The following is a 24,419-nucleotide window of genomic DNA, read 5'->3' on the forward strand; positions in this document are numbered from 1 at the left end:
ATTGCCCCGGTGATCTGAAGACATTCAAACCCACGCATCCAATCCTGCGCAGAGTCTTAGCCCCCACCCCCATGTACCGGCCTGTCTGATTATCAGCCAGGCCGGTATTGTCATTACATCAAAGGGCTGCGGCCATGCCGGATCTTTTGGTCAAGCTGCTCGGGATTCAGCTCCCGAATACGAGCCGAGGGCAACGTATCCTTGAACTCAACGCGCAAGGGAGTGTTCTGATCCATACCGTATTTCAACTCAATGTTGAGGAGTTTGCAGGAATTGCTCAAGGCTGCCCTGCTGGAGTAGGCCACAAGAGGAATGGGGGTCTTCATAGCGTCGGTTCTAGTTGCCGTATAGCTTACAGCCAAGGTTTTAATCCGCAGGTTGTCCGGGTTTTCCAGGGCCTTTTGCACATCATTTATGGCGTTAGGCCCATCCCCTATCTGATTGTCAATCATGCGCAGCACCTTCGGCTTGACCTCCAGCCTGATCACTACCGAGGTGCCCTGGCTGCTTTCCAGGTCGTTGATGATCCGCTCGAATTGTGGCTGCTGGGCAAACAGCCGGAGAATTGCCGCCTTGTTAGCAGGCGCAGCGTCATTCAGCCACTCATGGTCAGGGCCACCTTTTACCCCCACATAGGAAACCGTTCTTTCAACTGATTTGAGTGCTCGCCGACCTTGTGCGGCCAGCGCCTCCTGGTGAAGGCAGGTTTGCAGCTGTTCATTGAGGGCATGGTGCTCTTCAGAACGGGTAGCGGGTGACGGTAGCTGAATGAATAGACGATGCAGATGTTGCAGTTGCTCCACCAGTGGGCCCTGTGCTGCAAACGAGGTCAGGTGTTGCTTGAGTGGCGCAGAATGCCGGGACAAGGCATCGCGTAATCCATTGACTTGCGCCTGATCGATCACAGCAGGCTGCTTGAAGGTAAAACGCATGCTGCGGGCAACACTGCGATCAAACCCCAGGGTGAACGAAGAATCACTCGTGATATACGGCACCCACGTAGGTCCATCGGCACCGAGCTGAGTCCACAAGGCGCCATTGGCCGGCGCCATACCTAAAGAGGCACTGCCTCTGGCTAACCATTGGGTATTCACGCTTTGGGCCCGGGTTATTTCATCCTGCCCCAAGACGACAGCGCTGCGTTGATCAACATGAAACAGTTGAAGCCCCCCCCCCGCATTCACCATAGTACGTACCAGGCCACCAGGTGTATTCGAGGTTTCCGGCATCAACATGTGAAAGCGGGGCTGCACATGAGCTGACACACTCCAGCCCAAAGCATTTTTCGAGCTCGTGCCGCTCTTGTGATTGCTGCCAAGATCCAGCAAGTCGAAAACGTTCCCTTTCTCCCCGGTGAGGATGGCCATCATTGCGGGAAAATCTGCCTCCCTGATATCAAAGCTGACGCTTTGCTCGTTTTCATGCGTCAACGCCAATGTAGTCTCAGCCCCTACCCTGAGCCGGCCTTCGAGTGGCACCTCGGAGGGAAGCAACATGTTACCGACGCCTACAGAACCAGTGACGGTATGGCCTGTGCCCATATTGATGTCAACGCTGACCCCCTGATCGGTTCGAGTCAGCGTTATACCGTTGGTTTTGTCTCTTGAAACACCCCCTATGATTTCAAGCAACGGGACTGGAAGTAAGAACAGGGATGCCGATAAGGTTTTGCTCCGGCTCGATGCAACTGACTGGCCGCTTTCAGACTTTTGAATGCATTGCAGCAGAGCCTGCTTGACCGTCTCTTGTGGATTGAGCCCCAAGGTAGTGGTTATATGAAAATTGAGCGCTGATCCCGGGGTACCCAAGTCCCTGGCCAACAACTTGAAGTTGTTATAGAGCGTTTCTGCCTGCTTCAATCCATTGATGTTCTGCGATGTTTTCTTGTGTACCGGGCTGCTTTGATAGTCCTCTATCGCACTCTCCAGGCGGGCTGTTATTTCGGCCTGATCAGGCGCTTTACCCTCCAGCCGGTCGACCAGTTTGACCAGCCTGAAAAGTGTGCGGGCGTGCTGAATCAAATCGCTCTCGATCAGCCCGGTCGAATTGCTCAAATCACGTTTCAGGCCAGCGTCGTGCAACGACAAACAAACTCCCTGTTTTTCGTAACTGCGCAGCAAGGCCGCTGTGATATCAGACTTTGAAGACCCCATATTCTCGAAGGACTGGCGAATTCGGGACAGGTTGCTCGCTGAGCCTTCAGTGGGTTTGCCACTCGTTGTGGGCAGATAATCCGGGATCACACGGGCTCCCTTGATGTCGCCCAATCGCCTGGCCAATTGCACGCTGTACTCTTCTACCTGACTCATAAAATGCTTGAGTTTTGTGGCCAGGGCCTGGGTTGGCTTGCCCTCGCCCAGGCGGTCAAGGCGACTTGAAATATCCATCGTACGGGGTGTCACGCTCGCCAGCGTACGCAATAGCCCCTGCAGTTCCCGCACATCCGCGTAGAGGTCTGCCAGCCCGCGTCGCCCTTTAACATCATGCTGGATACCAAGGCCGATATTCTTGATCCCCTGAACAGGATGAAAATGGGCTAAAGCACTTTTAATAACCCCACGATCAACCGACAGGGCTTCAGTCTTGTGGCCAAAACAATCGGAGGTCACGGCCCAGGAGGTGCCGTTGTCCTGACTCTTCAACTCAGCGTTGCCCAACACCGTACCCAGTGATCTCGCGGGGGTGTTTGAGTGTGCCGTTAAAGGTTTCCATTGCGGGTCGCCATCCGCTGAAACAATCAACTGCCGATAGTGTTCACCCCATCTTTTTTGTTGCGCATTGTTTTCACCCCAGCTGACGATCAATTGCTGACCTGCTCCCATACGCAACGACTTGACCGGCGCATTGTCCGGCACCGGCACGGGAGTCCAGGTGAGCGCTGAGGTGCAAGGGGTTTGCCAGTGAGCCTTGTCGAGCTTGAGCAGTTCGCCGGCGCCGGTCTGTGCATACAGATCTCCCTGACGGTCAAGTGCCAGCGCCACAAGCTCTTTAGGCCGGGTAAAGGTCAAGACCCTGGCCTTTCCGTTGACGTGGGCAATCAGCTTGTTTTCAGCATCAAGCGTTACAAATTGCCTGGCGTTATCGATAGCAAAACCGGTGATCTTTCGCTCGTTATTCTCAACCATGGCGCCACCAAGGTTGATATGGGCATGAGCATCATTAACAGGTGTCAGGTCATAACTGGCACCGCTGTACGCAGCATCCCGCGTTTTATGGATTGCCAGCGCTTTCAGCTCTGCACCTTGCAATACATAAGCGCGACCATCCAGGCCACGCTCCAGTCGCTCCACATTGTGGTGAGCGCTTTTATCCCATTGCTGTGAGCGCTCGTTCCAGCACAGCAATGTGTTGCCCTCAAGCGCAACCTTGCCCCGCGGCCCAAGGTCCACACTACCGGCGAGTGTCTGCAGCCCTGGCTCGGGCAAACCTGTGTCGTTCACTCTGAGGATCACATCACTGAGGTTCCAGCCCGATGCCTGATCAGGGCCATGGCTCAAAGGGGTGCTGTGTAACTGGCGGCGGGAGTCGAGGACAAGGGCGTTGAGCCGGCCTTGATCATCATGCATAAAGCCCTTGATGCTGACTGCGCCCTGATGCAGCTGCTCAAGATTATCGAGTGGTTCAGGGCGCATGACCAATTGCCCGTCTTCGGCATTGCGCAGGTTCGCGCACAAAAACTCACCCTGAGGTGTCGAGGCGTACAGCACATCACCCGCCAGCCCCAGATGCGCCAGTTGCACCGGTTTACCCGACTCGTTGACGGGAACAAGACAAAGAGCAGCATCGGCTGTGTCGCGGCTGATTTTTAGCGTGAAACCCTCAAGGCTCGCCTGCGTTTTACCATCAATGCTCATGTCTGCGACCCCCTGCGGCACTTTCATCAGTTGCCCTTGAGCACTCAAGCCAATACGGCTGTATCGGGCCTCGTCCTTGTCGGGCAACCAACGAAGCGTCTGTGCTTCTAACCGGTACAGGCGTTGCTCGACCACACGAAACTGGCCGCCTTCGGCGGTTGTTTGCACACCGCTTATCTGCCCCAGATGGGCACGCCCGGGATTGATCGGGGGCGACGGGTAAAAACTCAGGGGAAGACTGCTTTTAAGTACTGCAGCGGCCGCAGGGGTGGACTGGATATGAAATACATTAAATTTGTCGTCCCTGATTCGCAGGTTCCGGGCAGGGCCTGCGTAAGTGGCATCTTGCTTGAACGGCCTGGACAACTGATTCAGTTGGGCGGCAATGTCCTGGCCCACATACGAGCCTTGGGTCACGACTTTTCCTTCAACCAGGCTGGCGCTGAATGCCAGAGAGGGCTGCTGATAATGACGAAAACCGGTCATTTGCACCGATTCGGTGGGGCCAGAAGTGTTCGGGGAGGCTGTGCCGCGCATTTCTGACGGCGCTGGCTTTGCGGGTTCAAAAAAATTGACGTCCATGACTGCTCAACTCTGACTGGCTGATGAAGAGTGAGTGACCATGTAATAGCGCCCGGTTCCTGCCCCGATCAGCGTTGCTCAAGTTCCGCCAACTCGATGACTTCACGGCGCTCGTCATCATCCAGTTCTCGCAGAGTGCGGTAGACCAGCGCAACCGCCTGCAGGGTCTCGCGGCTGATGCAATGCCCGGTCTCGATGCCATACAGCGTGCGAGCCAGCCACACACACTGAATCACCGGAACATCTGCTGCCCGTGCCCTGTCGATCATTCGCCGTGCCCGGGCATCAGCCCCCTTGGCAATCACGGTCGGCAAAGGCGTCTGTGGCGGCCGGTAGTACAGCGCCACGGCAAAATGCGTAGGGTTGATCAGCAGCATGTCGGCCTCTTCCAACGGCGGAGTCGGGGCCACAGGCTCTTCATGGGCCAGCTCCTGGGCCAGTGCCCGACGCAGCATCTTGGTATGTGGGTCACCTTCCATGCCCTTGTACTCCTTGACCACTTCGACATGGGTCATGCGCATGCGCCGGGCAAAAAAATACCGCTGCAACGCCAGGTCAACCACTGCTAGCACCAGCAGCAGGCCAAGGCACACATGCAGCAAATGCCGGAACAAGGCGATCAGCGCGACGATATAGCCCGGCAAGTCAGCGTTGACCAACCCGACCAACGCCCCCAGGGAAGGCCCGATCACTCGGTAAAGCACCGCACAGATCAGCAGTGCCTTGATCAGGCCGGTGAGCAGGGTCAACAGTGACTGGGCCGAAAACATCTGCCGGGCCTGATTGACCGGGTTGAGCCGGTTGAAGTCCGGGATCAGGACTTCAGGGGCAAACAGAAAGCCGAATTGCAGCCAGCTGCTGATTAATTTCATCAAGACTGCAACGCCGGTCATCAGTAAGGCGAAGTCAAAAAACAGGTAACCCGCCTCGACGAACACGGCCTGCAGCGAATGACCAAAGGGTTGCCCGACCAGTGAAACGGGCAGCATCAGCAATTGGCCAAAACGCTGCAGGCTGTTCTGAGCCGTGATCAAGGCGACCTCACTGATAACCGCCAGCGTCAGCAGTTTGGCGATGTCCTGACTTTGCGCAACCTGGCCTTTTTTGCGCTGGTCCTGCAGTTTTTTCTGGCTGGCGTCATATTTCTTCTCACCCGAATCGCTCATGACTCACCTACTTTGAAGAGCTGGCCCAGTGCGTGCCCAAGATCCCCCAGCAGACTCATCCGTCCCACGATCAGCTCCTCCAGTTGTGGCAGGTAGAGCAGCAGAAAGCCCAGCCCGGCCAGGCTTTTGGCCGGCATCGACAGCACAAATACCTGCAACTGCGGGCTGTAGAGGCTCAACAGGGCAACAGCGAATTCGATCAACAACAACAGCGCAATAAAGGGCGCGGCGTAGAGCAGCAGATGCGTGAAGGTATCGCCGAGCAAAGAAAGAAACACGGCAAAACCATCCGCAGCAATGGTCGGTAACCAGAGCGTGGGGGGCCAGATCAGGTAGCTGTCCCAGATCCCCCGGGTCAAGCTGCCCAGCCCGAGGGTGACCATCAGCAAAAAAATGCTCAGTTGCTTGAACAGGTGCCCGACAGGTGTGGCATCCGCCCCCAGCGAAGGGTTGAGCTGCCCGCCGATCAGGGCACCACGCTGGTTATCGAGCAAAGCCCCTACCGACTCGAACAGCCAGAACGGCATGGACAGCAGCATGCCCAGCAAAAAGCCCAGCATGGCCTCTTTGAGCATCAGACCGCCGAGCGCCAGCAGGGTGTAATTCACGCCCGACAAGGCGTGATAAATACCCGGGGCAGGTATCAGGGCCAGCGCAAAAACGATGACATGCCGGGGCATGCCGCGCACATGTTCGAAGCAGAATGCCGGGATCAGAAAAAAACAGGGATACAGGCGCGCCATCGCAATGGCGAGGCTGGGCAGGTATTCGAGAAACGCAATCTGTGGGGCCATCGGGTGTTCCCTCTAAAGCGCCGAGCGGGCGACCATGTCAAAGGTGAGGTTGATCAATTGAATCAGCTCAACCCCGATCCAGCGCCCCGTCAGCGCCAACGTGACGCCCACTGCAACCAGTTTGATGCCGAAGGGCAGCGTCTGGTCCTGTACCTGCATCAGCGCCTGCACCAGCGAGGTCAGCACACCCACCGCTACAGCCACGATCAGCGGTGGCGCAGACAGCACCACCACCAGCAGCATGCCCTGCTTGAACAGCAAAATCGGCTCCATGGACGCCTCACAGATAGGACAGGAACAGACTGTCGAGCAGACGTGTCCAACCCGAAACCAGCACAAACAGCAACAGCTTGAGCGGCAATGAAAGGGTCATGGGCGAGACCATCTGCATGCCCAGCGCCAACAACAGGTTCGAGACGATCAGGTCGATCACGATAAAGGGGATGTAAATCAGAAAACCGATTTCAAACCCTGCCTGTAGCTGCGACAGCACAAATGCCGGTACCAGCAGGATAAGGTCGTCACGCTTGACCTCTTGCGCCAGTTGCGCAGGCCATAGACGCGCAGTGTTATCCAGCAGATGGGTCAGCACATCGGGAGCAGTGTTGCGTGCCATAAAGGCCCGCAAGGGCTTTACCGCCTCCTCCCCGCTCTCCTGCAAGGCTTGCACACTGCTCATATCCAGCGGCGTCTGCTTGAGGGCCTGGGCGGTTTCATACCCCACCGGTGCCATGACAAACATCGTTGCAGCCAGGGCAACTCCATAAAGGGCCATGCTCGGCGGCACCTGCTGCACACCAATGGCGTTGCGGGTAATCATCAACACAATGCAGATTTTCAGGAAGGCGGTGCACACCATCAGCAGCATGGGCATCAGTGACAGGCCGCCGAGAAACAGCGCCAGCAGAAAGGGATCGATCCCTTGAACGGTCATTGCGAAAAACTGATGCGCGACAGTTGCAGGCCAAGGCGCCCCTCAACCTCCACCAACTGCCCGTGACCGATCGGCCGGTCGCCGTAATACAACCCGGCCATGCCCGTGTCATAGCCCTCGATGCTCAACACCATGCCGGGGGCCAACTGGCGCAGCTCACCCAGGCTCAACTTGAGTGCGCCACAGCGCACGCTCAGCTCTACCTGCAAGGTTTCAAACGGCTCATTGCCTTTATGCCGTTCAACGTCCGTACCCGCAAACATCACCTCTTCCACAGCCGACTCCTCGAGAGCACACACGGTCAGGCAGCGACGCCCGCCTTCATCATCAATTTGCGATGTGATCCGCCACCGCCCAATCCTCAACTGCCCCACGCCATCACCGCTGAACAACAGGCGCTCCGGCACCAGCACGTCGCCTGGTCGTACCCTGCGCAACTGCTCAACCGTCAACGGCAGATAGCCAAGCACCACGGGCACAGGCACGGCAAAGCAATCGGGCAACGGCGCCTTGACTGCCTGCCATTGCCCCGCCTCGCAAAGCGCCAACAGGCTGTGGGCCGCCAGCATCAATCGGCCGACACTTCGCGATGGGCCCAGCACTACACTGAGGCAGCACTCGAATGCGCCCACCTGCCTGTCGGCAAGGGGCCGCAGATAGCCAAAAAGCGCCCTTAACTGCGCACTCATGCGCTGCTCAAAGTGCGCCCAAAACCATGACCGGGGATCGTTGCCGGTCTCGGCCAGCACCACCGGGCACTCGCCAAACAGGCTAAGCAAGGGCCCTGCATCACTGAGCGTAAAGACCCCGCAGCGGCTCTCGAACGAGACACACGCACCACCCCCTGGCGCCCGCCCCGGTTCCAGCAAAAGCTCACCGGGCTCGCCTGCGACCTGAAATGAATAGCGCAGGCCACGACCCAACCGCCAACAGGCCTGGACCGTGGTTGCGTCCAGCTGTGGCAAGGTGATCGGCGCTACCGTCATCACTGGCACTCCTGCAGTAACCGGATCCTGACGACCTGCCCCAAGGCACGGGCCAGACGCCGTTGACAGGGTTGCTGCTGACGGGAGAGCCATTGTCGGGTGGCGGATTGCTGCGCCTTTAAAATGATCAGCCAGCCATGATGTTCATAACGGGCGCTGACACTGACCCGCCCGCGATGTGCCAGATGCAGCACAAATTGCACTGGCCATGGCCCTGCCCCCGGTGCACGGGGCATCAGTGCCTCGGACAACACCTGTGCCAAGCCCCTATCCGCGCCTGCCAGGCTGTCTGCAAACAGTTTGCAGTCGGCTGCGCGCGCCGGGGCGGCAGGCAGATACCGGGCCAATGGCAACGGCACCGGGTTTACTCCTGATGACTCGGCCATCCCGCCTCCTCTGCCAGCAACATCGACAATTCCAGAAGTTTTTCGACCTTTCTCTGGCATTCACCCGCGTACTGGCGGGCACTCTCGACATGGATCGCAACCACGCGCTGCTGCTCGAGCAGCGCTTGCAAGGCACTTGCCTGCTGCGCTGTTTGAGCCGCCCACTGGCGCTGTGACTCGTCCCAGCCCGACAGGGTCCTGGGCGACACCACCTGCCCCTGGTACCGGCCGGTCAGTTCGGCTTGCTGCCGGTTTTCGTTTTGCCTGGCCTGCTCAACCGCCGAACGGGCCTGCTCAATGTTCAGGCCAAGGGCTCGCAGCTCCATACGTTTGATGTGCAACAAACGCTCAGCCCGATCGGCCCGATGTTGGCGCAGGCGCCGCAAGGGCTCGGTGGCAGGCGGGCGGTTTTCAGAAGGGCACATGGGCAGTCAACTCGCTCAAGTGCTCCAGGGTTTCCTGAAACGTTGCAGGCTCGCGCAAGTCCTGACGCAAAAAGGCCTCCACACGCTGGCGGCTCTCGACGGCCAGGTCGGTCAGGGCATCGTTGCCCGCCTGGTACTCACCCAGCCTGAGCAGCAGTTCGATCTGCTGATGCGCGCTCAGCAATCGCCTGAACGCGGCCATGTTTTGCATATGTTCTGGCGCAGCCACATTGCTCAGGATCCGTGACAGGCTGCCCAGCACATCTATCGCCGGATAGTGACCGCGCTCTGCCAGTTTGCGGGACAACACAATGTGCCCGTCCAGCAAGGATCGAACCTCATCGGCTACCGGATCGCCCATGGAGTCCTGCTCAATGAGTACGGTATAGATCGCGGTGATAGACCCCTCGCGAGTCAGGCCTGCGCGCTCTACCAGACGTGGCAACAGGCTGTAAACCGAGGGCGGCAACCCGCCTCTGCCCAAGGGTTCGCCAGCGGCCAGACCGATTTCCCGCTGAGCGCGGGCAAAGCGCGTCAATGAGTCGATCAACAATAAAACCCGCCGGCCTTTGCGTCGGAAACCTTCGGCCAGAGCAGTTGCGGTAAAGGCTGCCCGCGCACGCTCCATACTTGTGCGATCAGAGGTTGCGCACACCAGCACGGCTTTGCCCCGCAGCCCCTCATCCAGCTCATGGTCAAGAAACTCACGCAGCTCGCGACCGCGCTCGCCAACCAGGCCAAACACGATCACATCGCACTCGACGTTGCGGGCGATTTCGGCCAGCAGGGTGGTCTTGCCACAACCGGCACCGGCAAACAGCCCGACCCGCTGGCCCTCACCCAGGGTCAACAACCCGTCAATGGCCCGTACCCCTGTTGGCAAAGTGCGACCGATGCGCGGCCTCTGAGTGGCCAGGGGCGCCTCGCATACAACAGCATTGGCCTCCTCACAAGGCCGCCAGGCGAAGCCCCCCCCGTCGCCCCCGGCAAGCGGTCGGCCAAACCCGTCGAGCACTTGCCCCAGCAGATCATTGCCGACGCGAACCTGATGCACAGCCCCCAAGCGTTCAACGGCCGCCCCTGCGCATATTCCTTCGAGGCTCGCCAAAGCACTGAGGGTGGCGTCTTGCTGATCGCAGCCGATGACCTCTGCCAGTATCCATGCGTTGCTCCCTGCCTGAACCCGGCACAGCTCGCCAATGCGGGCCTGGGGCAGGCAGCATTGCAGCAGCATGCCATTGATCCGCAGGAGCCGACCGCTCAGGGTCACCGGTGAAAAACCCGCCAGGTGCGTGAACTGGCGTTGCCGCCAGCGCTCAAGGCGCTCAGCAATCGTGCCGTTCACCAGCTCACCTCATAGCGCTGCGCGCCTTCAAACAGTACTCGGCGGTTGTCGATCGCAGTCAGGCGCACACCCTGCGCTTCGTCACCAAAAAACAGCCTACGCCCGTCGGCCAATACAACATGGGCCTTTTGGCCACCGATTATCTGGACGATCCTGAAGGGCAGTACCGTGCAGATTTCCTGGACCTGATTAATGATCGCAACCGGCGTTTCAAACTGCGCCTCGAAGCGATCGAGCATCCGCGAGACCAGTGCCAGCGAGTCTTTGCCGACATCACCGTCCAGGATGATTTGCTCATCAACCATCTGCAGCCGGATGGCGTTGTCCAGATCACGCTCGATCAACATCTTGAGTAATTGCTGATGGACCTGATACGTTGTTGCAAGCTGACGCCTGTCACTGACAGCCAATGGCTTCGGAGAAAGTGCCTGTGCCGTGTTTGAAGGCTGACAGACTTGTGCCGCCAATATCAGCACCGACACGCTCAGGGCCAGCGCCAGCCACTTGCCAGGGCGGCGCGCAGGCACCATGCCCGAGCGCGCGGCGGCCGTTTCGCTCTGCACCCTGGTTACTTCTGCCAGCTCATCCACCCAGGCACTTTGCGTATTGGCGATGCACAAGCGTATCCCGCCAATGGCGAACGCCTTACCCGCAGCCAGATCGGCAATCTGTGCCCGGGCAGTGCCGGTTTCATCCTGCAAGAGACCTTCCTGCGCCTGCACTGTCCAGCGCCCGTCCACACAGTGCAACCGGGCATGCCTGGCTTCAACGCCAGGGTCGTACAACTCCAGGTCGGCATCTTGATGGGCACCGATGCTCCAGCATTCACCGAACAAAGGCAGTGCAGCCCCCTCATGCAAACCGCTCAGCACTCGCAACTCGAACAGCAGGCCAGGCTGCTGCGAATCGAACACCACGGTTGCGCCATCAGGTAAGCCATGCCCCGGACTCAAGACACGGCCTCGCGCAGCACACCGTCGAATTGCAGATCAAGACGCCCGAGCACCTTGACCTTGGCCGAGCCGGTCAACTCGGCGAAAGACATGACCGGCACATGGTTGAATTCATCGAACAACAGCGTGCGCAACGGGCTGCGCAGATCCTGCGCCACCAGCAATACGCTTGCGTCGCACTTGCGCGGTGCAAAAGCCTCCTTGAGCAGCGCCACAAGTTGCGTACTGTGCTCATTGTCCAGGGCAAAGAACACGCCCGATTGGGTTTGGCGCAATGCCTCGCGAAAAAGGTTTTCGCTATGGGCAGACAACAGCCAGGCATGCAGACCGTCAGCCTGACTGTACAGATGATAGATCTGCGACTTCAGGGCAATCCGCGCATAGTCCGCCAGCGCTGACACTTCGCGCTCGTGCTGGCCATGTTCGGTCAGCACTTCGACAATCAGGCGTACCGCCCGCAGGGGTACGCCTTCACTGGCCAGGCGCTGCAGAACGGCAGAGAACCGGGACAGCGGCATGATCCGCTGCAACTCTTGAACCAGCTCAGGCTGGCTGTGCTCAAGCCAGCCGAGAATCGACTTGCTCTCCTGCAACCCCAAAAATTGCGGCCCGCTGATCATCATGGCTTGACGCATGCGCTCAACAATCAAGGCATGGGCACTGAACGACTCGACGCCCTCCCGGGCCAGCAGCGGATCACCGGGGTTCAGCCATAGCCAGTCCCGTTCATCTCTTTGCTCGCTGCCTCTGAGAGCACTCTGAGGAGCATCCGTGACACTGTCCCGTGCCACGGCCCGTCGTTCATCAAAAGTCGCCTTGAGCGTGGGCACTTCGTGAACACAAAAGCGAAACTCATCCTCGGGCAGCACGTCGCTGTATTCGATTTCAAAACTGGGAAGTGTCACCCCGATACGGGTGACGATACTGTTGCGCACCTGACGAATCCCGTGAATCAGCCGCTCAGTAAGCTCCAGGCTTTGATGGGCACTGGCGAACTGCAGCAGATACGGGCGTGTCGGATCAAACACTCTCAGATCTTCGTCGCCGTTGTGTTCAGGGGCCACCTGCACTGCTTGCGCCGGCTCCAACGCCTCAGCCTTGCGGCTTCGCGACCACCAGTAAAAACCCGGCGCAAACGTACACAGGGCAATCAAGCCAAACACCGGGGCGGGCATTCCCGGCAGGGCGGCGAAGGCCAGCATGGCCGCCGATGCGATCATCCAGCTCTTGGGTTCACGGGTTATCTGCTGGCCGATTTGTGCCCCGACATGGCTGCCTGGCGATTGGTCGTCGGGGGCGACACGGGTGATGATCATCCCCGCGGTCAAGGCAATCAACAGCGCCGGAATTTGCGCGATCAGACCATCACCGATGGTCAATACCGAATACAGCGTGATGGCCTCGCCAGCACTCATCCCGTGTTGCACTACCCCCGTGGAAAACCCGCCGAGGATATTGATCAGCACAATCACCAGGCCTGCGATGGCGTCTCCTTTGACAAACTTCATGGCGCCATCCATGGCACCGAACATCTGGCTTTCCCGGGACAACTGGTCACGCTTGTATCGGGCCTGTGCACCATCGATCAACCCGCCACGCAGGTCACTGTCGATGGACATCTGCTTGCCCGGCAGCGCATCCAGGCTAAAGCGCGCCGCCACTTCAGCGACACGTTCCGAACCCTTGGTAATCACCAGGAAATTGACGATGGTGATGATCAGAAAAATCACCAGCCCCACCGCCAGATTCCCCCCCACCACAAAGTTGCCAAAGGCCTCGACGATCTCGCCCGCATCCTGCTCCAGCAGGATCAGGCGGGTCGTGGCAATCGACAACGCCAGACGAAACATCGTGGTCAGCAGCAAAAGTGCAGGAAATGTGGAAAATGCCAAAGGGTTGGGCAGATAAAGCGCCAGCACGATCAACAGGCTGGCCAGGCACATATTGAGCGCGATCAGCACATCCACCAGCCAGGTCGGCAAGGGCACGATAAAGATAAAAACAATGCCCAGCACTGCCACGGCCCCGAGCACTTCGCCCGGGCTTGCCACCCTGCCAGGGCCTTCACTGAGCCATTTGACGAGCCTCATCGAATCGGTCTCGTCAGCCCTGCCGACAGCTGGACGATACCTTCGCTCTGAGTGTGTTCACCCATCAAGCTCAAAAAAGACTGCAATGCGTCCTGACGGCTTGCAGGGTCACTCCAAACGGCCAACGGGAGACGCTGAATCAACGGATAAACTTGATTGAGCAAGACCAGTTGACTGGAAAGGTTTTCGCCACCCAACTCACGACTCAGGCTTTGCACCTCATCGCTATCGATGCCCGTGCCCGCATACCCCAGCAGACGTTGCAACAGGGAGACTGGCGACAGTTCGGCCTGCCGTTCGCGGGATGACAATCGCTCAATAAACCACCGGCAACTGTGCAAAAGGCTGCTCAACTGGGTGCAGCCTTGAAGCCCGCTCAACAGAGTACGCAGCCTGATGCTCGGCACCGAGGGCCGGTGGGCGGCGATATCATCCGCCAGCGCGCGCGCCATCACGCGCAACCCGTCGTTGACCCTCTCTTCATCGAATAAAGCCAGCAAGGCCTGGATAATGCTCGGCAGTGATTGTTTGCGCACCACACTGGAGTAATACAGCGTGCGAACAGCCTGGCGCAGCGCGGCATCGCCTTCGGCTGCTGCCAGCGCCAGCGCAATATTCAGGCCCGCCTGAATTTGCCGGTCATAGCGGGTATGCAACTGTGCCTGAACCTTCTGCACCCGCTCGATATCACCTTCACGCCCTTGTGCCCGGGCCTGAGCAACCATGTACTGCAAGACAACACTGGTGCGGGCCGGGTCGTCGCCGGTCAACGCCAGCAAGGCTTCGACCCCTGAGTCTGACGCCAGTGCCAGACGAACGTGCCGGGTCAGCAGCCCCAGGCTGAGCTGAGCGGGATGCCCCAGTTGCTCATAGAGCTCGTTTAACTGCTGGATACCCTCAACCTTCTGCACCCGGTTATCTACCGTGCGCAGCACGCGCTGAGCCAATGCCTTGCTGCTGCTTTCGGCTTTCTGGCTGAACAACATGCCAACCTCTTCAGCGGCACTTTGCGCAGAAGACTGGGGCATCTGCCCCCCAACGCTCCGAGAAGAGAGCAGGATCTGCGCGGTGTCGTTTCGCCCTTCAACTTTCATAGCGCTGCCAAGTCAGGAGGTTTCATTGACCTGTGTGGTTGATCACAGGCAAGCGGTTCCCTGGCAGTAGCATTGGCATGTTTTTGAAAAAACTGGCGCACGCACAAGGTCCGCTACGCAAGATCCGGCACAACCGCGCCTGTTAAAAACCTGTAAAGCTCATATAAATCAGATGGCTATATTCGATCCGCAAATTGGCACAGGCGATGCTTGGGAGGTCCTTGTCGAAACCATTTTCGATAGCACTCACCCTGAGGATAAAAAATGGATCACCTTGATAAGGCTTCCCCCCCTGCCCCTGACTTTCTGGATCTGTCGACTGAACTTCAAAAAAAACTTAAAGCGTTTATCCACAAGCGCGTACTGAACCCCGAAGATGCAGAGGATATTTTTCAGTTGACCTGCCTGGAGGCGTGGCGCAGCAAAGCACGCTTCAACGGCCAGGCAACGCTCAGCACATGGATGTGCGGCATTGCCCAGAACCTCATTCGCAATCATTTTCGTCGGTTGCACGCAAGGCCGGTGCATTGCGAGTTCGACGAGACGCAGTGCCATGAGCAGGACCACAGCCCCGACCTGTATGGTCAATTTGAGACTCACCGCAGGCTTGAGCTCACGCTGATTGCCTTCAACCGGCTGCCCATCGAAATGCGCGACACGTTGTATGCATCGGTGCAAAGCGGCAGCAGTTATCGCGACACCGCCAGCGCTCTGGAAATCCCTATAGGGACAGTTCGCTCACGCATCTCGCGAGCTCGCGAACAACTCAAGATGGCCACCCACTGCTAGTGCCCGCCACGGATGCTCAGAGGGGTCCATGATTGAGGGCACGCCCGGAGCAAGGCCAGGGAATGGCCCCCACTACCGACTCAGACTTTTTTCGTTCGCGGCAGCAAAATCGCCAGCACGCCGAACAACGGCAGGTAAGAGCACAGGGTGTACACATACTCGATGCCATGAATGTCCGCCAAATGCCCGAGCAAGGCCGCACCAATCCCGCCAAAACCAAACATCAGGCCGAAGAAGATACCGGCAATCATCCCCACATTGCCCGGCACCAGCTCCTGGGCATACACCACAATGGCCGAAAATGCCGAGGCCAGGATAAAGCCGATGATCACGCTGAGCACACTGGTCCAGAACAGGTCGGCATAGGGCAGCAGCAAGGTAAACGGCGCCACCCCGAGAATTGAAAACCAGATCACCGCCTTGCGGCCGATACGGTCACCGATGGGGCCGCCAAAGAACGTGCCCGCCGCAACTGCGCCCAGGAACAGGAACAGGTACAACTGCGAGGTGGACACTGACACGTCGAACTTTTCGATCAGAAAGAAGGTGTAGTAGCTGGTCAGACTCGCCATGTAGAAGTACTTGGAGAACACCAGCAAGCCGAGCACCGCCAGGGCACCGAGTACCCGCTGCTTCGACAACCCATGAGTCGCCTGCTGCCCGGCCTTGAGCTTGAACAGATTCAAATGGTTGCGGTACCAGCGACTGATGACATACAGCAGTCCAACGGCGAACAGGGCAAACAGGCCGAACCAGGCCACGTTACCCTGACCGAAGGGAATGATGATGGCCGCAGCCAACAACGGGCCAAAGGCCGAGCCGGCATTGCCACCTACCTGGAAGGTCGATTGCGCAAGCCCGTAACGCCCGCCCGAAGCAAGCCTCGCTACACGGGAAGCTTCGGGGTGAAACGTAGAAGAGCCAATACCCACCAGGGCGGCGGCCAGCAAAATCAGCGGAAAACTGCCGACCTGAGACAACATCAAAATCCCGATCAGGGTGCAAACCATCCCGGCAGGCAACAAAAGCGGATTGGGATGACGGTCGGTGTAGTAACCCACCCACGGCTGCAATAGCGAAGCGGTCATCTGAAACGTCAGGGTTATCAGTCCGATCTGGGTAAAGGTCAGGTCATATTTGGCCTTGAGCATCGGATAGATCGACGGCAGTACAGCCTGGATCAGGTCATTGATCAGATGCGCCAGGGCCACGGCGCCGATAATGCGCATGACCAATGGGCTTGACTGAGGGGCTGGAGGGGACGCGATTGTAGTTGTTTGAGCGTTGCTAAGAGCCATTTGGGTTTCCGTACGACAGGTGAATGCGCGCTTGCAGATCCGTCAATGTGCCATTCTTTTACAAGATCTTTCCATGCAAACGCCGTAAAACCTTAAGCAATTGATAGAACGAAGATTTTTTTTAGATATTTGCTTGACACACCCCCCGTACGAGGGAATAATGCGCGCCATCGGCTACATAGCTCAGTTGGTTAGAGCATAGCATTCATAATGCTGGGGTCCGGGGTTCAAGTCCCTGTGTAGCCACCAAACGCTTGTTTACAGAAGTCTCCATGAGTCTGCAGACAGTACAAGAAGCCCGCCTAGTGCGGGCTTTCTTGTGTCTGGGGGTTTCTTCTTGTCTCCTCCCAAATCTCCCCGTCGCGTCCTGCGAGCCCTCGGCCAAAAACCTGGCAACTGCGTCCAGAACTCGCCTCCCGCCCTGACGTCATGACCGATCCGAATCAGTCTGCTTCACACCTGTTCGCAGCCCATGATCTGAAATGGACAGGTAGCCCCACTATTCCCTGACACTTTTAATATAATAAATATTTACCTTTAAATCTGGGTTACCTAAAAAAAACAATGCTAGCCTGCGCGTTTTTGGAGAGCCGCTTATATGAAGGCACTTAAATACGTCACTTTTAAATACCCCTGCTCCGTTATTTTTATAATGTCTTTTTTCCTATTTGCTGCCCTGCAATACAGGCCCGCAGTGCTCAATTACACAACACGCTTCGTCGACTTCGCCCACTATATGTTCCAGGACGGATTGACGCTTTTTCCAATCTCTGATGACCTGCAGCCCTATCCCGACTACACAGTGACCCATACGCTCCTCGTTTATCTGATTTCACTGCCATTTGGCCAAGTATCCCTTCTCTCCCTGGCGACGCCCTTTTGTATTGCTGCCGCCTTGACACTGGTATTCATATACAAGCTGGGTGAACGGCAGGAAAAGAAATGGGGCGCATATGGTGTTGTGTTCGCGCTATTCACCTGGTCATTTCTGGACGGCGTAAACTCCTTATCAATGGATATATACCCTGCACTTTTTACCGTGATATGTTTTTATCTGGCCTGTGCAGGAGACGAGCATAAACAAACATCCCGATTGCTGCTTATACTCGCAGCCCTGGCGCTGGGCTTTGCATTCCGTGGTCCTGTTGGCCTGATCGTCCCAGCCAGTGTAGTCGCCTCTTATTACCTGCTGAGCCGGCAATGGCGCAGGCTCGTTGTGTTCTGCCTGCTCGCCGGCCTGGTCCTGGGCGCTGCCCTTTTGCTGCTGATAGCGGCTGCCTACGCACAAGGTGGACATGCTTTCTTGCAGGAGGTATTGGTCAAGCAAGGGCTGGGGCGGTTTGACAGTAACCAGGCACCTCGTTATTACTTCTACTTCTCTGCCGGCTTGCTGACCTACGGTGTAACCGTTTTTATTGCCTTGAACGTCATCATCAGAAAGGGCAAAGATTTTTTTGCACCGTCGCCTCTACCGTCGACAAGCATGCTCTTGTATCTCTCGGCCTGGTTTCTTGTCGTGGTCGTACTGCTGACAATTCCAAGTGCCAAGAAAGCGCGTTACATACTTTCAATCACACCCGCGATTTCCTTGTTAGCGGCCTATATCTTTGTAGATCGAAGCCAACGATTCGCCAACACCAGAGACAAACTGCTGAAGTTCTGCTTGAGACTACCCGTTATTGGCCTCGGGATGCTTCTGTTTGCATTTATTTATAGTCACTTTGCGGCGTCCCCTGTTCAACCGAACTACCTTGGTGCAATGACGGGCTTGATTATTCTTGCCGCGGCTCGCCCTTGGATGGAGTCACGCCTTTATTCACATCCACATCGCGAGTTTTTGACATTCTCTTTTGGGGCGGCGACTTTTCTCGTACTGGACATGTTTTTCTTTAACGCCATTACCTACCATCTGGAATTGGCCAATGAACCGACCCCCAAGTTCTTGCCTTATTGGTTTTGGTGACGCGCGCGCTCACAACGTCATCCATTACGGATTCCGCTCGAGTGAGCGACTATCAAGCAGCCGCCTGATGCGGGCTTAGTCTTGCCTGACGATATCGACTGAAATCTCCACCGCCTCAATCACTCCCCTGTTCTCAAGCCAGTGCGTGGTGTGCCTGTCTTCAGGCCAGCCCACACCCGGGCCATACTCCGTGGCGATACCATTTCTATGGTCAGTGATAACCCCGTGAAGGATATAGACGGTGCCAGGCCTGTCTGTATGGTTGTGAACCGGCCCGAAAACGCCCCCCGGCTCAATCGTCACCTTACGCATGCGAAGCTGGCGCCCTGCCATTCCCTCGATCTCGGGGCCAAGGTCGATGGTGGCCAGCAACGTGACCGTAACGCCTTTGGTCTCGGGTACTGCCTGTTCATTGCTCATCGCACCCACCTCTTCAAAAGACAAAGCCTTATTGAAAGTAAACACCCTGAAAGGCGTAACGAGTGACGAGGCGACAAAGGGATAGGCAGAACAGATTTGCTCCACCCGAAAACAAAAAACCCCCGAAGCCATAAGGCATCAGGGGTTTTGCTGTTGTGGTGCCCAGAGACGGAATCGAACCGCCGACACGGGGATTTTCAATCCCCTGCTCTACCGACTGAGCTATCTGGGCAAGGCGGCAATTAAACGTGTTTTACCGTCGGGGCGTCAAGCACGAAATAAAAAAAAGACCAATGATTACCTGCGCTTACATCACCGCCCAGGCCTGATATCACCCCTGGGGCAGGATTTTCCCCGGGTTCATCAGCCCAAGAGGGTCGAGAGCCTGCTTGACCAGGTGCATGACACCCAGTGCGGCGCCATGCTCCAGGGGCATGAACTTTATCTTTCCCGAACCAATGCCATGCTCTCCGGTGCAAGTGCCCTCAAGGGCAATGGCGCGCTCGACAACCCGCTCATTGAGCGCTTCGGCTTCAACCAGTTCTGCGGCATTGCCCGGGTCGACCACCATCCCCAGGTGAAAGTTGCCATCCCCGACATGCCCGACCATGCCTACGAAAAATGAAACCCTGGCCACATCTTCAGCCGTTTCGGCAATGCACCGGGTCAGCGCCGAAATCGGTACGCAGACATCCGTACTCCAGATCCGACCATTCGGCCGCATGGACTGCATTGCATAGTGGACACTGTGCCGGGCACGCCACAGGGCATTGCGCGCATCAGCATCGCCAGCCGCCTGGAAACCCAATGCACCATTGCTTTCAACAATTTCCCGGGTCAGTTCCACCTGCTCCGCCACACTGGCCGGGGAACCGGCGAACTCGAAAAACAGCGTCGGCGTTTCAACCAGGCCCATCTGCGAGAAACGGTTGACCGCCTGCACTGTGCGCGCATCGAGCAATTCGACCCGTGACACTGGAATGCCATATTGAATGATCGACACCACCGAACTGACCGCCGCCGCTATCGTCGGGAAGGTACACACCGCCGCGCAGGTGGTTTCCGGAATACCGTAAAGGCGCAGCGTGACTTCGGTGATGATCCCCAGGGTGCCTTCCGAGCCGACAAACAAGCGCGTGAGGTCGTAGCCAGCGGATGATTTTCGCGCCCGTCCACCGGTCTTTATCACCTGGCCGTCAGCCAGCACCACGGTCAGGTTCAACACGTTTTCGCGCATGGTCCCGTAACGCACCGCATTGGTCCCTGAAGCGCGGGTCGCTGCCATGCCTCCCAGGGTGCTTTCACCGCCCGGGTCGACCGGAAAGAACAGCCCGGTGGTACGCAGTTCGGCATTCAGCTGCATGCGGGTTACCCCGGCCTCCACAGTGACATCCAGATCATCCGGGCGCACGGCGATGATTCGCTGCATGCGGCTCAGGTCGATACAGACCCCGCCCCGGGTAGCGCCTACATGGCCTTCCAGTGAAGTGCCACCACCAAAGGCAATGATCGGCACTCGCTGCGCTGCGCAGAGTTTGACGATGGCCGCCACCTCGGCCGTGGACTCGGCGTAACACACCGCGTCCGGCGGCAAGGTCGGGTGGTATGACTCACCTCGGCCGTGTTGCTCGCACTCGGCTCGGCCAGTGCTCAGGCGCTCACCGAGCAGCTCGCGCAGGGCATCGAGCAGGGTGGGCATGGGAGAAGCGTGAAATGCAGGGTTAGAGGCCATGGAAACGTCCATATTATTGTTGGGAGGGACGATTCCAAGGTACAACAAACGGCCACTGTGATCACCGGCAGATCCGCAAGCCCGCTGAACGTGGCCGTAACGTTACTGGCTGCCGGGATATAACGCCCCGTCAACCAGCCTCGCGACCACCCTGCGCAAACGTTCGAGCAATACCTCATTGGCCGCGACCGAGACCGGGTTCAAGGGCTCACGCAACAAGGCAATTTCGCACTGATTGCAGGCCTCAGCCAAATTGACAGCGCCCACCGTGGCAAAAGAACCGTGCATCCGGTGCACATAACTGATCAGTTTCGAGGTATTGCCCTGCTGCAACGCCAGCTGAGCCTGCGCCAGATCCTCCTGCATGGTGGCGATAAACAGCCGATGCATGGCTGGCGACAGGCTGATCCAGTCTTGCAGATCATCCGTCTGCAGGGGTGCATCGGGGGCATCATGGACGCCAACAGGCAGCTCGGCAGGCGCTGCGCACAAGGCGGACAAGGTCTGGCGTAATGTGGTCAGGCTCAGGGGCTTGACCAGCCATACATTCATTCCCGCTTCCAGGCAGCGCTCCCCTTCTTCACGCAGGGCATTGGCGGTCACACCAATAATCGGCACCCGCGGGTCAAGCTCACGCAAGCGGCGCGTCAGCTGATAGCCATCGAGTCTGGGCATATTGACGTCGGTGATCACCAGATCAAACGACGCTTCCTTCCAGCGCGACAGGGCTTGTTCACCATCGTCTGCCAGCGTGACCCGAACCCCCAGGGCTTCCAACTGCTCCCTGAGGATCTCCTGATTGACGGGGTTATCCTCGGCGACCAGAACGTTCAATTCCAGGTTTGCGGCATAGGGCACCACACTGGCGGACGCCTGGGGGACAGCCCCATGGGCGATCTGCATCAGCGTTCTGCCAATGGCGCGAATATCATAGGCATTGACCTCCCAGCCACGGGCAGTTCTTTGCGGCTGGCTGCCCCCCGACTCGGTCGCCAGCAGCCGCTCACCTTGCCAGGGCACTGTCAGCGGTTGGTCAGGGTCCAGATCCAGCAGGATTGCAGGGTAGTCGGGAGGAAGCGCTGCCGGCATAACCTGGGCGCGAGCGCCCCAATGGTTTAACCAGTCTGCCAGGATCTGCCCTATATCATTGCGCGCAGCGCGCACGTAAACACGGACCCCCTCAAGGTCGATATCGGCACAACTACCCAGTGAACCGGCGATAACCGGTAAGCTCATATGCAACGAAAAGCTGCTGCCAAGCCCCGGTTCACTGACCACTCGCAAATTCGCGCCCATCATCTCGCTCAAGCTCGCACAAATGGACAGGCCCAGCCCCGCACCGCCTGCACGTTCGCTGCCACCCACCTGGGAGAACGGCTTGAACAGACGCGTCAGTTGCTCTTCGCTGATCCCCACGCCGGTATCGGAAACCTGCCACTGCAACGCGGCCTGCCCTTGTTCGATGCCAATCACCTTGAGCCTGAAGACAACCCAGCCGGTGTCGGTGAACTTGATTGCGTTACTCAGCAAATTATTGATGATTTGCCGAATACGTACCGCATCGCCACTCAACAATGGCGGCAACTGCGCGTCGGCACAGGCAAAAATCTTCAAGCCCTTATTGCTCGCCGCGGCTGAATAACTGCGCACACAGTCTTCAAACAAGTCCAGCGGACAGAAGGACTTGGCCTCGACAGCCATTTGCCCGGACTCGATCTTGGAGACGTCCAGCACATCACTGATCAACTGAAACAACACCGTAGACGACCGCTGAATGGTCTGCAGGTATTCACGCTGGCGCTCATTCAGAGACGTAAGGCCCAGCAGTTCAAGATTGCCCAGTACCCCGTATAGAGGCGTACGAATTTCATGGCTCATGGTTGCCAGAAACAGAGTCTTGGCTTTGCTCGCTTCGTCAGCCGAACGCCGCTCCTGCTCCATCAGGTTGGCGTCATCCACATGCCGGGTGACGTCGTTGAAACCACAGAGCACCACGTTCTTGCCCTTGTAACGGGTAAAGACAAAACAGGCCTGCAGATAGCGCCCCGCGACTTCCAACTGGACCTCTCCCAGTTCGTGCTCACCATAATCGCGCTTCAGCAGGGCAATCAGTTCAGGGGTACCCTGCCACTCATGCGCCCTCTGGTTTTCCAGCAGGATCTCTCCCGTGCTGCGCTCGACCACGCACAACCCCACGGGTGCGCTGTCGAGCATGGCCCGATTGAATTCTTCGCTCTCGGCCAGGGACTGGCTGGCACGTTGGGCAGGTTCGATGATTTGCTTGCGGTACCAGCGGTTGAAGCGCCAGCCGATCAGCCCAAACAACACCAGCAGGCCCGCCGCGCCGGCCAAAGGCCATTTGGCATAGCCAAAGAAGTTCTGATAACTGATCGCGTACAACCCGACCCAGGGCGTGGCCCCGCCCGAACTCAGCTTGAAGCGCAGACCATCGCGGGTAATGCTCAAGCCCAGGGGCAGATCCTCGACATCCCCGGCGTCCCCCAGCAATACATCGCCGGCAGGCGAGATCAGGGTCAAACGGCTGTTGGTGGGGTGCATCAGCAAGCGCTCCAGATCACCGATATCGCTGACGTCCAGTAACGCGTTCAGGATCACCAGGTCATTGGCTTCAGCCCCCGGTGGCATGAAGTTGCGCGACAGATTCAGCCCGACGGCGCCGACAATGTACTTGCGCTTTTGAATCAGGTCCTGCGGAGCTTTTATCCAGATCAGTTCATCACTGCCAAGGGCATGGCGATGCACCATAAGTTCATCGTACAAACGTTTGGTCACATCGAAAAAGTTGCTTTTGAGCAACAGGGGGGACTGCCGCGTGCCCTCAATACCGGGCACCGCAATAGTGAATTGATCGCTGGGGGAAAAAACAAATACCTGCGGCGCCACATAGTGGGAATCGGACCAGTAAGCCGTGAAAAGGTCGGTCAACTGCACACCGAGCGAGTAGACGCCCTGCATTTCGGCATGGGTGAACTTGTCTCGCTGGCTCACCGTAAAGGGCAATGACTTGGCCGTGTCACGGTTCTGGAACAAGCGCTCATCGCCCTGACGGATCAGTACCTCGTGCGAGTGCGGTTGGCTATCTATCAGCAGGTTTTCATTGGCCTGACTGTAGCTTTGAACGGCAATACGCAAAAAGGTCTCATGCTCATGAATGCTTTCCATCAGCCGCGCGAAATGAAAATCCGTCTTCTCGCCCTCCTCCTTCAGCACTCGATTAACCGCCCAATAGCTCATGCTCACCAGCAGCAGGGCAAACCCGGTGAGCAGGAGCAATAGTTTGTTCAGTCTGAGTGAGCTCAGTGCCAGCGCACCGAGACGTACCTTAGCTTGCTTCATGATTTAGCGCCGTCGATGACTTGGGAGGAAATAGGCAAGCCTGTTGCTAGCCAAAGGGTTACACATTGCACTATCCGCCAGCCCCCACTGCGCTCGCCACGAGCCTTGAGCCGCCACTTCTGCGCCCTCGAAATGGCCTGAGCAAGCCGAACAGGAATTGTCTGATGGGGATTCTCCTCTGGCAATTGCATCCTTTGCATCACCTGCCGCGGCGAGCCGTTGGCAGGGGGGGCATTAAATAATGGAAATCA

General features: G+C 57.7%; 18 protein-coding genes and 2 tRNA genes. 3 read left to right on the forward strand and 17 right to left on the reverse strand.

Features of this window, described 5'->3' with window-relative positions:
* Positions 1 to 113 precede the first annotated feature (113 nt).
* The 12 genes from HBN79_RS12705 to sctW form a co-directional block, all read right to left on the reverse strand.
* Positions 114 to 4,436: an AvrE-family type 3 secretion system effector gene (locus HBN79_RS12705; protein ID WP_262372428.1), complete on the reverse strand. Its 4,323-nt coding sequence runs from the start codon at positions 4,434 to 4,436 to the stop codon at positions 114 to 116.
* 68 nt (positions 4,437 to 4,504) lie between these two features.
* Positions 4,505 to 5,602: a type III secretion system export apparatus subunit SctU gene (gene sctU, locus HBN79_RS12710; protein ID WP_095019661.1), complete on the reverse strand. Its 1,098-nt coding sequence runs from the start codon at positions 5,600 to 5,602 to the stop codon at positions 4,505 to 4,507.
* Positions 5,599 to 6,396, reverse strand: coding sequence for a type III secretion system export apparatus subunit SctT (sctT, locus tag HBN79_RS12715; RefSeq protein WP_169916763.1), 798 nt, complete (start codon positions 6,394 to 6,396; stop codon positions 5,599 to 5,601). Before sctT ends, sctU begins: the two co-directional genes overlap by 4 nt.
* Before the next feature lie 12 nt (positions 6,397 to 6,408).
* The gene (gene sctS / locus HBN79_RS12720; RefSeq protein WP_095003190.1) at positions 6,409 to 6,669 is read right to left on the reverse strand and encodes a type III secretion system export apparatus subunit SctS; all 261 of its coding nucleotides are present in this window, start codon (positions 6,667 to 6,669) and stop codon (positions 6,409 to 6,411) included.
* Positions 6,670 to 6,676: 7 nt separating this feature from the next.
* A complete protein-coding gene (sctR, locus tag HBN79_RS12725) occupies positions 6,677 to 7,330 on the reverse strand; it encodes a type III secretion system export apparatus subunit SctR (RefSeq protein WP_095003191.1) in 654 nt (217 codons plus the stop codon).
* Positions 7,327 to 8,316, reverse strand: coding sequence for a FliM/FliN family flagellar motor switch protein (locus tag HBN79_RS12730; RefSeq protein ID WP_169916764.1), 990 nt, complete (start codon positions 8,314 to 8,316; stop codon positions 7,327 to 7,329). Before HBN79_RS12730 ends, sctR begins: the two co-directional genes overlap by 4 nt.
* Positions 8,316 to 8,702, reverse strand: coding sequence for a type III secretion system HrpP C-terminal domain-containing protein (locus HBN79_RS12735; RefSeq protein WP_169916765.1), 387 nt, complete (start codon positions 8,700 to 8,702; stop codon positions 8,316 to 8,318). Before HBN79_RS12735 ends, HBN79_RS12730 begins: the two co-directional genes overlap by 1 nt.
* Positions 8,681 to 9,127, reverse strand: coding sequence for a YscO family type III secretion system apparatus protein (locus tag HBN79_RS12740; RefSeq protein ID WP_095019664.1), 447 nt, complete (start codon positions 9,125 to 9,127; stop codon positions 8,681 to 8,683). Before HBN79_RS12740 ends, HBN79_RS12735 begins: the two co-directional genes overlap by 22 nt.
* Positions 9,114 to 10,472, reverse strand: a complete 1,359-nt coding sequence (locus HBN79_RS12745) for a FliI/YscN family ATPase (protein WP_169916766.1) — start codon at positions 10,470 to 10,472, stop codon at positions 9,114 to 9,116. Before HBN79_RS12745 ends, HBN79_RS12740 begins: the two co-directional genes overlap by 14 nt.
* A complete protein-coding gene (locus tag HBN79_RS12750; protein ID WP_346010140.1) occupies positions 10,469 to 11,386 on the reverse strand; it encodes an FHA domain-containing protein in 918 nt (305 codons plus the stop codon). The genes HBN79_RS12745 and HBN79_RS12750 overlap by 4 nt, the downstream gene beginning before the upstream one ends.
* A gap of 35 nt (positions 11,387 to 11,421) precedes the next feature.
* Positions 11,422 to 13,515: a type III secretion system export apparatus subunit SctV gene (gene sctV, locus HBN79_RS12755; RefSeq protein WP_169916767.1), complete on the reverse strand. Its 2,094-nt coding sequence runs from the start codon at positions 13,513 to 13,515 to the stop codon at positions 11,422 to 11,424.
* Positions 13,512 to 14,543 carry a type III secretion system gatekeeper subunit SctW gene (gene sctW, locus HBN79_RS12760; protein ID WP_095019667.1) on the reverse strand — a complete coding sequence of 344 codons (1,032 nt, stop codon included), beginning with the start codon at positions 14,541 to 14,543 and terminating at the stop codon, positions 13,512 to 13,514. The genes sctV and sctW overlap by 4 nt, the downstream gene beginning before the upstream one ends.
* A 330-nt stretch (positions 14,544 to 14,873) precedes the next feature.
* On the opposite strand from sctW, the gene HBN79_RS12765 reads away from it, so the two are divergent.
* Positions 14,874 to 15,398 (forward strand): RNA polymerase sigma factor, encoded by a 525-nt coding sequence (locus HBN79_RS12765; protein WP_095019668.1) that lies wholly within the window; start codon positions 14,874 to 14,876, stop codon positions 15,396 to 15,398.
* An 80-nt stretch (positions 15,399 to 15,478) separates the two neighbouring features.
* Here HBN79_RS12765 and HBN79_RS12770 read toward each other — a convergent pair whose 3' ends face one another.
* Positions 15,479 to 16,696, reverse strand: coding sequence for an MFS transporter (locus HBN79_RS12770; RefSeq protein WP_095003198.1), 1,218 nt, complete (start codon positions 16,694 to 16,696; stop codon positions 15,479 to 15,481).
* 172 nt (positions 16,697 to 16,868) lie between these two features.
* Between HBN79_RS12770 and HBN79_RS12775 the strand changes: the two genes are divergently transcribed.
* Positions 16,869 to 16,945, forward strand: a tRNA-Met gene (locus HBN79_RS12775).
* A 349-nt stretch (positions 16,946 to 17,294) separates the two neighbouring features.
* The gene (locus HBN79_RS12780; protein WP_130871972.1) at positions 17,295 to 18,659 is read left to right on the forward strand and encodes a glycosyltransferase family 39 protein; all 1,365 of its coding nucleotides are present in this window, start codon (positions 17,295 to 17,297) and stop codon (positions 18,657 to 18,659) included.
* Positions 18,660 to 18,734: 75 nt separating this feature from the next.
* Here HBN79_RS12780 and HBN79_RS12785 read toward each other — a convergent pair whose 3' ends face one another.
* The 4 genes from HBN79_RS12785 to HBN79_RS12800 form a co-directional block, all read right to left on the reverse strand.
* On the reverse strand, positions 18,735 to 19,079 hold the full coding sequence (locus tag HBN79_RS12785) for a cupin (RefSeq protein ID WP_095019690.1): 345 nt from the start codon (positions 19,077 to 19,079) through the stop codon (positions 18,735 to 18,737).
* Positions 19,080 to 19,235: 156 nt separating this feature from the next.
* A tRNA-Phe gene (locus HBN79_RS12790) sits at positions 19,236 to 19,311 on the reverse strand.
* A 99-nt stretch (positions 19,312 to 19,410) separates the two neighbouring features.
* Positions 19,411 to 20,811 (reverse strand): FAD-linked oxidase C-terminal domain-containing protein, encoded by a 1,401-nt coding sequence (locus tag HBN79_RS12795; protein WP_169916768.1) that lies wholly within the window; start codon positions 20,809 to 20,811, stop codon positions 19,411 to 19,413.
* A gap of 102 nt (positions 20,812 to 20,913) precedes the next feature.
* A complete protein-coding gene (locus tag HBN79_RS12800) occupies positions 20,914 to 24,168 on the reverse strand; it encodes a hybrid sensor histidine kinase/response regulator (RefSeq protein ID WP_169916769.1) in 3,255 nt (1,084 codons plus the stop codon).
* Between the last annotated feature and the right edge of the window lie 251 nt (positions 24,169 to 24,419).

It is taken from the genome of Pseudomonas sp. WS 5051, assembly GCF_012985715.1.
GTDB classification, from domain to species: Bacteria; Pseudomonadota; Gammaproteobacteria; order Pseudomonadales; family Pseudomonadaceae; genus Aquipseudomonas; species Aquipseudomonas bubulae.

Coding starts and splice junctions, on each gene's coding strand:
- HBN79_RS12705 (WP_262372428.1), bottom strand. CDS start 4,436: ATGGACGTCAATTTTTTTGAACCCGCAAAGCCAGCGCCGTCAGAAATG.
- sctU (WP_095019661.1), bottom strand. CDS start 5,602: ATGAGCGATTCGGGTGAGAAGAAATATGACGCCAGCCAGAAAAAACTG.
- sctT (WP_169916763.1), bottom strand. CDS start 6,396: ATGGCCCCACAGATTGCGTTTCTCGAATACCTGCCCAGCCTCGCCATT.
- sctS (WP_095003190.1), bottom strand. CDS start 6,669: ATGGAGCCGATTTTGCTGTTCAAGCAGGGCATGCTGCTGGTGGTGGTG.
- sctR (WP_095003191.1), bottom strand. CDS start 7,330: ATGACCGTTCAAGGGATCGATCCCTTTCTGCTGGCGCTGTTTCTCGGC.
- HBN79_RS12730 (WP_169916764.1), bottom strand. CDS start 8,316: ATGACGGTAGCGCCGATCACCTTGCCACAGCTGGACGCAACCACGGTC.
- HBN79_RS12735 (WP_169916765.1), bottom strand. CDS start 8,702: ATGGCCGAGTCATCAGGAGTAAACCCGGTGCCGTTGCCATTGGCCCGG.
- HBN79_RS12740 (WP_095019664.1), bottom strand. CDS start 9,127: ATGTGCCCTTCTGAAAACCGCCCGCCTGCCACCGAGCCCTTGCGGCGC.
- sctV (WP_169916767.1), bottom strand. CDS start 13,515: ATGAGGCTCGTCAAATGGCTCAGTGAAGGCCCTGGCAGGGTGGCAAGC.
- sctW (WP_095019667.1), bottom strand. CDS start 14,543: ATGCCCCAGTCTTCTGCGCAAAGTGCCGCTGAAGAGGTTGGCATGTTG.
- HBN79_RS12765 (WP_095019668.1), top strand. CDS start 14,874: ATGGATCACCTTGATAAGGCTTCCCCCCCTGCCCCTGACTTTCTGGAT.
- HBN79_RS12770 (WP_095003198.1), bottom strand. CDS start 16,696: ATGGCTCTTAGCAACGCTCAAACAACTACAATCGCGTCCCCTCCAGCC.
- HBN79_RS12780 (WP_130871972.1), top strand. CDS start 17,295: ATGAAGGCACTTAAATACGTCACTTTTAAATACCCCTGCTCCGTTATT.
- HBN79_RS12785 (WP_095019690.1), bottom strand. CDS start 19,079: ATGAGCAATGAACAGGCAGTACCCGAGACCAAAGGCGTTACGGTCACG.
- HBN79_RS12795 (WP_169916768.1), bottom strand. CDS start 20,811: ATGGCCTCTAACCCTGCATTTCACGCTTCTCCCATGCCCACCCTGCTC.
- HBN79_RS12800 (WP_169916769.1), bottom strand. CDS start 24,168: ATGAAGCAAGCTAAGGTACGTCTCGGTGCGCTGGCACTGAGCTCACTC.